Source organism: Nocardia alni (assembly GCF_019038435.1).
Lineage (GTDB): Bacteria > Actinomycetota > Actinomycetes > Mycobacteriales > Mycobacteriaceae > Nocardia > Nocardia alni.
In genome coordinates, this window is record NZ_JAGPOX010000259.1 from 1 (window position 1) to 5,393 (window position 5,393).

General features: G+C 67.5%; 5 protein-coding genes. 3 read left to right on the forward strand and 2 right to left on the reverse strand.

The window, feature by feature from the left end:
• From JZ791_RS43295 to JZ791_RS43305, 3 genes are all read left to right on the forward strand, one after another.
• Positions 1 to 488, forward strand: a 488-nt coding sequence (locus tag JZ791_RS43295; RefSeq protein WP_216903663.1) for a LysE family translocator, incomplete at its 5' end; no start/stop codon positions are given.
• A gap of 98 nt (positions 489 to 586) precedes the next feature.
• Positions 587 to 1,291, forward strand: coding sequence for a hypothetical protein (locus JZ791_RS43300; protein ID WP_216903665.1), 705 nt, complete (start codon positions 587 to 589; stop codon positions 1,289 to 1,291).
• 188 nt (positions 1,292 to 1,479) lie between these two features.
• Positions 1,480 to 3,033, forward strand: coding sequence for a succinic semialdehyde dehydrogenase (locus JZ791_RS43305; protein ID WP_216903667.1), 1,554 nt, complete (start codon positions 1,480 to 1,482; stop codon positions 3,031 to 3,033).
• Positions 3,034 to 3,207: 174 nt separating this feature from the next.
• Here the strand turns inward: JZ791_RS43305 and JZ791_RS43310 are convergent, their stop codons facing one another.
• Both JZ791_RS43310 and exaC read right to left on the reverse strand, forming a co-directional pair.
• On the reverse strand, positions 3,208 to 3,612 hold the full coding sequence (locus tag JZ791_RS43310) for a DUF779 domain-containing protein (RefSeq protein WP_216903669.1): 405 nt from the start codon (positions 3,610 to 3,612) through the stop codon (positions 3,208 to 3,210).
• Positions 3,612 to 5,129: an acetaldehyde dehydrogenase ExaC gene (gene exaC / locus JZ791_RS43315; protein ID WP_216903671.1), complete on the reverse strand. Its 1,518-nt coding sequence runs from the start codon at positions 5,127 to 5,129 to the stop codon at positions 3,612 to 3,614. Before exaC ends, JZ791_RS43310 begins: the two co-directional genes overlap by 1 nt.
• Positions 5,130 to 5,393: the final 264 nt, after the last annotated feature.

Genomic DNA, 5,393 nt, shown 5'->3' on the forward strand with positions numbered 1-5,393 from the left:
GGTTGGGGGTCTTCGTCTGGGCGATGCTCAGCGGGCTCGGCGTGGCCGGGTTGCTCGCGGCCTCGGCGCAGGCGTTCACGGTCGTGAAGATCGCCGGCGCGGTGTATCTGTGCTATCTGGGGGTGCGGGCGCTGCTGGCGGCGCGGCGCGGCGCGTACGACACCGCCGCGGAGGGCGGCGCGCGCCCGGTCGGGGTGGCCGTGGGATTCCGGCAGGGCCTGCTCAACAACCTGCTCAATCCCAAGGCGGCGGTGTTCTTCCTGGCGCTGCTGCCGCAGTTCCTGCCCGCACACGCGAGCCTCGCCGACACCGGCGAGACGGCGTTCACCACGATGCTGACCACGACGGCGTGGTACCTGGTGCTCGCGGCCGGAATCGCCACGCTGCGACAGGTTTTCACGCGCCGGCGGGTTCGCCGGACGATCGATGCGGTGATGGGGACGCTGATGGTCGGCATCGGTGTGCGGATAGCGTTGGAGTCCAACTGATCCGGGACGTCCGGCGCGGCAGTGGCCGCGGGGCGGAACACGCTAGGGTGACAGCGGCGATTGTGCAATCGGACTTGCGTTGATGGAGAGAGCTTGTGGTGACCGGGATCGACGTCGTCTATCTGTCGTACGATGAGCCGCTCGCCGACGAGCTGTATGTCCGGCTCCGACGGGTCTTCGGGCGCGGAATCAAACGGCTGCACGGAGTCTCACCGCTGCGACGGGCGCTCAAACTCACCGCCGAGCTCGTCGACACCGAGCACTACTGGCTGGTCGACGGCGACTTCGAGGTCGACCTGAGCTTCGACCCCGCCCGGGTGCCGCCGCAGGGCGATGACGTCGCGATGACGGTGCTCCAGGCGCGCAACGCGCTCAACGGCCTGATCTACGGCAACGGCGGCCTCAAGGTGATTCGCACCGAGGCGATGCGGCAGATGGGCGATGAGACGGTCGATGTGCTGGCCGCGATCGGCAAGGTCGAGTTCCTGCAGATCTGCGCGGGCGTCACCCGCATCAACCAGACACCCTTTCACGCCTGGAAGGCCGCCTACCGCGAAGTGGCGATGATCTCGCGTGGCAGCGAATACGGGATGGAGCCGCACTGGGCCGAGCACGTCATCGACAGCTGGATAAACGGCGGCGACGGTATCCATGCCGCGTTCGGCACGTCGGGGGCGTACGCCGGGATCGAGTTCGCACGCCGCGTCGAGGCCGACAGCGAGCAGTGGCAGCAGATCAACGACCCGGCCTGGCTGCGGCAGCAGTTCGACGACTGCTATCGCTCGCCGATGAACCTGCCTTAGCCCGCCCTGGCCGCCTTTCCGGTTACGGACGGCCGACGCCGGGGGTCTGAGGCGCGCTCGGGCCGGAACCCTCGATGGCCGGGCGACCATACTGTTGTGCCTACTCATCAGTAGGGATACTGGGCGCAGCGCCATCGGCGCGGTAGATTACATGTATCGTGCGGTTACTCATAAGTAGGAGGCGTGCAATGCCCAAGCCGGAACCGGCCGTTTTCGAGCGACTACACGGCTATATCGCGATCGACCCCGCCCAGGAGCGCACGACGCGCACGATCACCGAGACGTTCACCGGTGAGCCGCTCGGTGAGGTGCCGGTCGGCACGGCCGAGGACGTCGCGGCGGCGTTCGACCGGGCGCGCGCGGCGCAGGCGAAATGGGCCGCGCGCCAGGTCGCCGAGCGCGCGGCGATCCTGGACCGGTACCGCGCGATGGTGGTGCGCCACCGCGAGGAGCTGATGGACATCGTCCAGGCCGAGACCGGCAAGGCCCGCTGGGCCGCGCAGGAGGAGGTCATGGGGCTGATGTTCGCCGCCCGGTACTACTCCCGCGTCGCGCCGAAACTGCTTGCGCCGCGGTCGGTTCCGGGCGCGTTCCCGGTGCTGAACAAGGCCTCGGTGCATGCGGTGCCCAAGGGTGTGGTCGGGGTGATCGCGCCGTGGAACTATCCGATGCTGCTGGCCATCGGCGACGCGCTGCCGGCGCTGGCCGCCGGGAACGCCGTGGTGGTCAAGCCGGACAGCCAGACCCCGTACTCGTCGCTGGCGAATGTGGAACTGCTGGTGCGCGCCGGAGTGCCGCGCGACATCCTCCAGGTGGTGCCGGGCGCCGGATCGGTGGTCGGCACCGCGATCGTGGAGACCTGCGACTACCTGATGTTCACCGGCTCCACCTCGACCGGGCGCACCCTGGCCCAGCAGTGTGGCCGGCGGCTGATCGGCTTCTCGGCCGAGCTCGGCGGCAAGAACCCGATGATCGTCACCCGCGGCGCGAACCTGGACAAGGTGGCGCGCGCGGCAGTGCGGGCGTGTTTCTCCAACGCCGGGCAGTTGTGCATCTCGATCGAGCGGATCTATGTGGAGCGCTCGATCGCCGACGAGTTCACCGAGAAGTTCGCCGCCGCGGTGCGTGCGGCGAAACTCGGTGCGGCATACGACTTCTCGGCCGATATCGGCAGCCTGATCTCCGAGGCGCAGCTCGAGACGGTGAGCAAACATGTCGCCGACGCGGTGTCCAAGGGTGCGACGGTGCTCGCGGGCGGCCACGCGCGTTCGGATCTGGGGCCGCTGTTCTTCGAACCGACGGTGCTCTCGGCGGTGACCGAGGAGATGGAATGCGCCCGCAACGAGACCTTCGGCCCGCTGGTGTCGATCTACCCCGTCGCCGACGCGGCCGAGGCGATCGAGAAGGCCAACGACACCGAGTACGGCCTCAACGCCAGCGTCTGGGCCGCCACCGCGGCCGAGGGTGAGCGCATCGCCGCCAAGGTGCACGCCGGAACCGTCTGTGTCGACGAGGGTTACGCCCCGGCGTGGGGTACCACGGCCGGACCGATGGGCGGGGTGGGCGCCTCGGGCGTAGGTCGCCGGCACGGTCCCGACGGGCTGTTGAAGTACACCGAGCCGCAGCAGATCGTCACCACGCGTTTCATGAATCTGGATGCGCCGCGCGGCATTCCGCAGTCCCGGTGGCAGCCGATGCTGATGAACCTGGCCCGCGCCATCAGGTTCCTGCCAGGCAGGTGAGCCCAGCCGCATCCCGGCGGATTCCGGTCACCGAGCACGCCGGAATGACGGCGGGTGACAGTGAGTGACCCGACGCTGCCGCGCCACGTGCATAGGGGTGGCGCGGCAGCGCGGGCGGTATCCGGCGCGGAGTGGACGGCCGTGTCGGACACCTCGCAATGTGGTTCGGAGGGTTCAATTCTCGGTGATCTGCGCCCCGGTTCGCGGCGGATTCGCTTCGCACACCTCATATTCGGCGTCGGTGAGCAAGCGCGAGCGGATCAGGAAACGCACGCCCTCGGGCGCCTCGAGGGAGAATCCACTGCCCCGGCCCGGGACCACGTCCACGGTCAGGTAGGTGTGCCGCCAATACTCGTACTGGTCGGCGCTCATCCAGAACGGGGTCTGCCCGGGCAGCTCGCCCAGCAGCACATCCGCGGCGCCGACCCGGAACTCGCCGCGCTGATAGCACATGGGAGAGCTGCCGTCGCAGCAGCCGCCGGACTGGTGGAACATCACCGGACCGTGCCGCTCGACCAGGTCGGCGAGCAGCCCGGCCGCGTCGTCGGTGATGCCGACCCGCGGCACGGTCTCGGTCATCAGAAGAATCCGAGCTTGTTCGGCGAGTAGCTCACCAGCAGGTTCTTGGTCTGCTGGTAGTGGTCGAGCATCATCTTGTGGTTCTCCCGGCCGATTCCGGACTTCTTGTATCCGCCGAATGCCGCGTGCGCGGGATAGACGTGATAGCAATTCGTCCACACGCGTCCGGCCTGCAGTGCCCGGCCGACTCTGTACGCGGTGTTCATATCCCGCGACCACACGCCCGCGCCCAGCCCGTAGAGGGTGTCGTTGGCGATCGAGATCGCCTCGTCCACTGTGTCGTACCGGGTCACCGACACCACCGGACCGAAGATCTCCTCCTGGAAGATCCGCATCTCGTTGCCGCCCTCGAAGATGGTCGGCTCGATGTAGAAACCGTTCGGGAATCCCTCGACCTTGCGAATCTCGCCGCCGGTCAGCACCTTTGCACCCTCGCGGCGGCCGATATCGATATAGGACAGGATCTTCTCGAACTGGTCGTTACTGGCCTGCGCGCCCAGCATGGTGGTCGTGTCCAGGGGATTGCCGCCGGTGATCTCCTTGGTCCGCGCGATGCAGCGAGCCATGAAATCGTCGTAGATCGACGAATGGACCAGCGCGCGCGACGGGCAGGTGCACACCTCGCCTTGATTCAGCGCGAACATCACGAATCCCTCGACCGCCTTGTCCAGGAATGCGTCGTCGGCGGACATCACGTCGGGCAGGAAGATATTCGGGCTCTTCCCGCCCAGTTCCAGGGTGACCGGGATGATGTTCTCGCTGGCGTACTGCATGATCAATCGACCGGTGGTGGTTTCCCCGGTGAACGCCACCTTCGCCACCTTCGGGCTCTGGGCCAGGGGCTTCCCGGCCTCGATGCCGAATCCGTTGACCACGTTCACCACGCCCGGCGGCAGCAGGTCCGCGATCAATTCCATCACCAGCAGCAGGGAGGCCGGTGTCTGCTCGGCGGGCTTGATCACCACGGCGTTCCCGGCGGCCAGCGCGGGGGCGAGTTTCCAGGTGGCCATGAGGATCGGGAAATTCCACGGGATGATCTGGCCGACCACGCCGAGCGGTTCGTGGAAGTGATACGCGATCGTGTCCTCGTCGATTTCGGAGATTCCGCCCTCCTGCGCACGCACCGCGCCGGCGAAATAGCGGAAATGGTCCACGGCCAGCGGTATATCCGCGGCGAGGGTTTCGCGAACGGGTTTGCCGTTCTCCCACGCCTCCGCGACCGCGAGGCGTTCGAGGTTCTCCTCGATCCGGTCGGCGATCTTGTTGAGCAGGTTGGCGCGCTGGCCGGCCGGGGTCGCGCCCCATTTCGGGGCGGCGGCATGCGCGGCGTCCAGGGCCAGATCGATATCGGCCGCGGTGGACCGGGCGACTTCACAGAACGTTTCACCGTCGATCGGGGAGGGATTCTCGAAATACTTCCCCTCGACCGGCGCCTTCCAGTCTCCGCCGATGAAATTGTCGTAGCGGCGTGCGTATTCGACGATGCTGCCCTCGGTACCGGGCTTTGCGTAGATCATGTTGCTCGCTTCTGTCGAACGGCGGCGCGGGCGTTCGACGAGCACGCAGCAGCCCTGCACACCCTGCACCCGCTCCGCGGCAGTTGATCCTGGGACGGGCGTCATTGTGGGGTACCAGGGTTGGCGAGAGGTTGGCGAGGCCGGGTTGTCGCGTGGCGGTGTGGAGTCGGCACGCAGAGTGCAGTTCGGTGTCGTGGTCGTGCGCTGACGACTGGTGGGTCGCAGGCGCGGGGGTACTCACCCGCGCAGGGCGGCGTGGAGGCG